The organism is Paenibacillus ihuae (genome assembly GCF_001368795.1).
In the GTDB taxonomy this organism is placed as follows: domain Bacteria; phylum Bacillota; class Bacilli; order Paenibacillales; family Paenibacillaceae; genus Paenibacillus_AQ; species Paenibacillus_AQ ihuae.
Genome location: NZ_LN831205.1, coordinates 136,601 through 140,790, shown reverse-complemented (window position 1 = coordinate 140,790; position 4,190 = coordinate 136,601). Strand labels below are relative to the sequence as shown.

Annotated in this window: 4 protein-coding genes and 1 pseudogene; 2 read left to right on the top strand and 3 right to left on the bottom strand. The window is 50.0% G+C overall.

Translation table 11 applies throughout. The features are described 5' to 3' along the window. A partial coding sequence (locus tag AQR02_RS29275) for a hypothetical protein (protein ID WP_159067880.1) occupies window positions 1–450 on the bottom strand: 450 nt, incomplete at its 3' end. Window positions 451–682: 232 nt separating this feature from the next. On the opposite strand from AQR02_RS29275, the gene AQR02_RS29270 reads away from it, so the two are divergent. Continuing rightward, a complete protein-coding gene (locus tag AQR02_RS29270) occupies window positions 683–1,672 on the top strand; it encodes a DUF4003 family protein (RefSeq protein WP_054943836.1) in 990 nt (329 codons plus the stop codon). Window positions 1,673–1,754: 82 nt separating this feature from the next. On the opposite strand, the gene AQR02_RS29265 is transcribed toward AQR02_RS29270, so the two are convergent. Together AQR02_RS29265 and AQR02_RS29260 are read right to left on the bottom strand one after the other, a co-directional pair. Beyond that, window positions 1,755–2,606: an aminoglycoside phosphotransferase family protein gene (locus tag AQR02_RS29265; RefSeq protein WP_054943835.1), complete on the bottom strand. Its 852-nt coding sequence runs from the start codon at window positions 2,604–2,606 to the stop codon at window positions 1,755–1,757. A gap of 44 nt (window positions 2,607–2,650) precedes the next feature. Further along, window positions 2,651–3,556, bottom strand: coding sequence for a GNAT family N-acetyltransferase (locus tag AQR02_RS29260; protein ID WP_054943834.1), 906 nt, complete (start codon window positions 3,554–3,556; stop codon window positions 2,651–2,653). 353 nt (window positions 3,557–3,909) lie between these two features. Here AQR02_RS29260 and AQR02_RS29255 point away from each other — a divergent pair. Beyond that, a pseudogene (locus AQR02_RS29255) lies at window positions 3,910–4,190 on the top strand (ABC transporter ATP-binding protein); the annotation flags it as partial.

Genomic DNA, 4,190 nt, shown 5'->3' with positions numbered 1-4,190 from the left:
CTGTCCATCGACAAGCTCGCCATTTGTTCCGTAGACTGCAAAGGTTACGTTGATATACCCCGGATACGCGCTGTCAGCCACCGCTGGTGCCTGAAACAATGCAACGTGATCTGCAGCTACTGTCGGTTTATGGGCTGCAAATCCGCTCACATTGACATAGCTTGAGCTATATGACAATACAGGGACCCAGCTTACGATACTGTCGCTGACATACCCGCCAACGATCGTTTTGCCGGATTCCGTGTTGACCGCAATAGATCCTGTTCCTGTATCATCCGGTACTTGAACCACACTTCCGTCTGAATATCTTAGGAATAGATGCTCCGAAGCGCCCGGTTTATCGCTTGGCAGGTTAACGGTAACCGAGCCTGTACTTACCACACAGCCGCTTAACAGCATAATTACCAGAGCCGAGACTAGGCCCAGCTTCCCCAGCGAAGTTTTTTTCATTGTCCTATCAACCCTTTCAATTTCTCAATGCTTACTTTTTAAATAATTATACTTTCCTCCAATGACAAGAAAATGACAAACTTCGACACGTCAAAAAGAACCCTCATCCTTCGAGGGTCCTAGATACTATCATCGTCAGAATACAAACTTCCATTTTTTTGAATGTCTGCTGGTTAATTATAGTAGAATAATCTATGTGAGACTATACCCGGCTGATGAGAGGAGCTCTATAATGAAAGCGCAGTTTGAAGCAAGGCTTGAATTATTCGCCCAGAATACACAGACCATCAAGAAGGCTTTTGCCTGGAAAAGCGGGCAGATTAACCGTTTAGCTGCACTGTTGTACACAGCAGAGAATAAAACAGTGGATGTAGATGCCATCCGGGGGAGCAGTGACTTGATCAAGAGCACCACCGGCCCCTTTTCTACCTTCCGGGGTAACCTGTCCGTCTGTATCGCAGCACTGCTGTCGCTTTCAAACGGCAAGGAAGCCCTATTGGCAGACACCCTTACCGTATATGACCTGCTGAAGGGTCTGAAATTCCGGGCCTCGGATTATCTTGTGGTCGCCGCTTACCAGATCGCCGCCCATACGACTCCGGACCAACATCAACGGACGGCAGACAGAGCCCGGCATTTCTACGACAGCATGAAGGCGAACCACCGATTTCTCACCGGACAGGACGACTATATCTTCGCGGCTATGCTCGCGCTGTCAGATCTTGAACCGGAGCGCGGAACAGCCCGTATGGAACAGCTCTATGCTGAACTGAAACCGGAATTCCTGTCGGGCAACAGCGTGCAGGCGCTGACGCAGGTACTGGTTCTTGGTGAAGATACTCCGGAGGCAGCCGCACGTGTCCTCGCCCTGCGGGATGCCTTCCGCACCCGGAACATCCGGCTGGATAAGGAATATACCCTTTCGTCACTGGGTGTATTGTCGTTATTGCCTGCCGGCCATGAAACACTCGTGCAAGACATCTCTGACACCTATGAATCACTGCGGACCAAAAAAGGCTTCGGCAGCTGGTCCATCACCAAGCAGGAGCTGCTGCTGCTTTCGGCTGCACTGGTTGCGTACAAGCAGATCGACGAGTTAAAAAGCGGTGTTTTAACGGCGGCGCTTTCCACCAGCCTGACCAATATCGTTATCGCCCAGCAGACAGCTATTGCCGTAGCCGCCACGTCCTCAGCTGCTGCCGCCTCGTACGCTTCCCATTAATCATTGTTGCAGGTCTGCCTCATAACAAAGGACTGTGTCAACCCGGTCAAGGTTAGCACAGTCCATTTGGTTTGTTCAAACGTCATCCCTGCAGAAACGGATTATGTTCAGCAATACCCGTTATGCGCTGGAAGGTATCCTGCTTTACAGGCACACCGCCGCTGCGCTGAAGCAGCATCCATCTGAGAACGGCCAGCGCTTCATATATCTTAAGCTTTTCCGGCCCAATATTATATCGCTGTAAGTAGGCGGAACGAAACGCTGCTGCATACGGCTCTGAAATATATACACTCAGCAGAACAACGCTCCAGGCAAAATCATAACCTGGATCACCTGCCTGCCCGTTCGTCCAATCTATGATCGTATAGCGCCCGTTCTTCTCTACAATATTGTTCATATGGAAGTCGCCGTGTATTATGCTTTCCTGTTTCATTGGGGCACTCTGAACAAGGGGAATCAATAACCGGGAGATATCGGCGTACTCTTTTGCCCCCGGGAAGAAGTACTTCATAAAATCATTGGCAGGCAGATGTGTCCCCTGCAAGTCTTCTACTTTGATCTGATGCAGCTTCCCCAGCATATCCGCAAGCACCGCCAGCTTCTGCGCATTTACTTTTTTTACGGGCGTCCCGTCAAAGGTTGTTAACAGCACCTTATCCCCGTTAGCATCTATTCCCCAGCCCAACGGCTCTGAGACGGCTATCCCCCGTTCAAACAGTTCCTTCAATAAATGATACTGCGCACCGATATCCGGTCTGGAGCTTTTGTTCCAGAGCTTCAGCACGAAGCTTTCCCGCCCGGACACGATCTTCATCACCTCAGCCTCAAACCCGTGAACCATGGCCTGCGTGACAAGCTGATCCTGTTCTTTCAGCAGCTTTTCCAGCAGACTGCTTCTCCCGGTCCAGTCAATCTTGCTTAGGATGCTTGCCATTTAGAGCTCCTTCCATATTTAGCGTTTATTGATCTCCCGGAAGATTAATCAACCGCATACCCAAGAGTCAGCCTGAATCCATCCAGCTCGTAGCCGATTTGAGTATAGAGCCGGATGGCTTTTTTATTGGTCCCATGTGTGCCCAGGGTGGCGATGGTTTTGCCCTGATCCTTCAGGTATTCCAGCGCGGTGCAGAGGAGGTTCCGGGCAATCCCTTGTTGCTGCCATTCCGGGATGACGAATACATTTTCCGTTGCACTATGACCTTCAGCAATGCTCCAGGTTGAGGTGTTGCCCAGGAACTGATCCCCGCTAAACGCGCAGAAGTTCGTCATTTCCTCTGCCCCCTGCATCCAGGCCAGCTGATTCATGCTCCAGGCCACACCGTCGAAGGAGGCGAGCTCTGCCTGATGATATTGCCCGCGGGCTTCGTCGTTATCCAGCACATAGGGGCGTATCTGCACCCCCTCAGGCAAAGGATACTGCGGAATCACCCGGCTCAGGTCATATTTGAATACGACAATTGTATCGTAAACCGTAAACCCGCGTTTCAGGTAATAGCTCTGCTCCGGGAGGTTATCCGTATCCGTATATTGGGCGATCACAATCCGCTTATCCGGATGCTGTGCCTTGATCTCTTGGGCGCGGACAATCATCGCATCCAGCAAGGCATCCTTGATCGCCTCATCCTCATCCTGGTCTGCAAACTTGATTTCACTGATCAGATAGCGGACAAAGCCCGGGTCTTCGTCATGCCCTTCCGCATCAAACGTATCATGGAGCATGAGATGGGCAACGGCCACCACTTCCTCATCTTTTACTGCCAGAAACATATTTCGTTTATCCAGATCTCCGTGATACAGATAGAGCATTTTGAGCACAAAACCAAATTTCTCGAGCTTCTCTTCCTCTCCATCCCGCACATTTCGGATCACAAACTCTTTGATCAACAAACATCGTCTCCTATCTGCCATACGGAACATTGCCGTACAGACAGCTCAATTGGTATTTTTACCATTTTAATACTGAATACGCTCTCTTAAATATGCAAGGGAAACTTTATTTATAAACATTCTCCACATGGTGTTCATGCGGAAACTTTGCGATTATGGTGATATGGCGGAAATCCGCCTGAATTTATACTGGGATTATAAGCCGGACAGGTGCTTAGATACCCGTTCAAGCGATTGTAACAAGAAATCTTCACAGCAGCGGGTGGCGGCCGCTTAATGTGTTATAATCACTTTGATTTATTCACTCTTCGCCAGCAAGAGTGTAAGAACACACAGAAACAGGTGATCAAATGTTCGAGCTTAAATGGCTGTGGCAGAACCTCAAGGGGAACCGGACGCGGTATATTGTGGCACTCTGCCTCTCGGTGGTAGGCTCAGCGCTTACTATCGTGAATCCGTACATCAGTCAGCGAATTGTCGATACGTTTATAGCCGGCGATAATGCAGTGCAGAATCTGACACAGGAACGTGGGCTTCTGATTGCGCTTTGTCTGGGCATGATCGGCTTTTCCCTGCTGCGTACCGGTCTTGCTTATCTGACAACCATGCAGTACGAGCGCTCCTCGCAAAA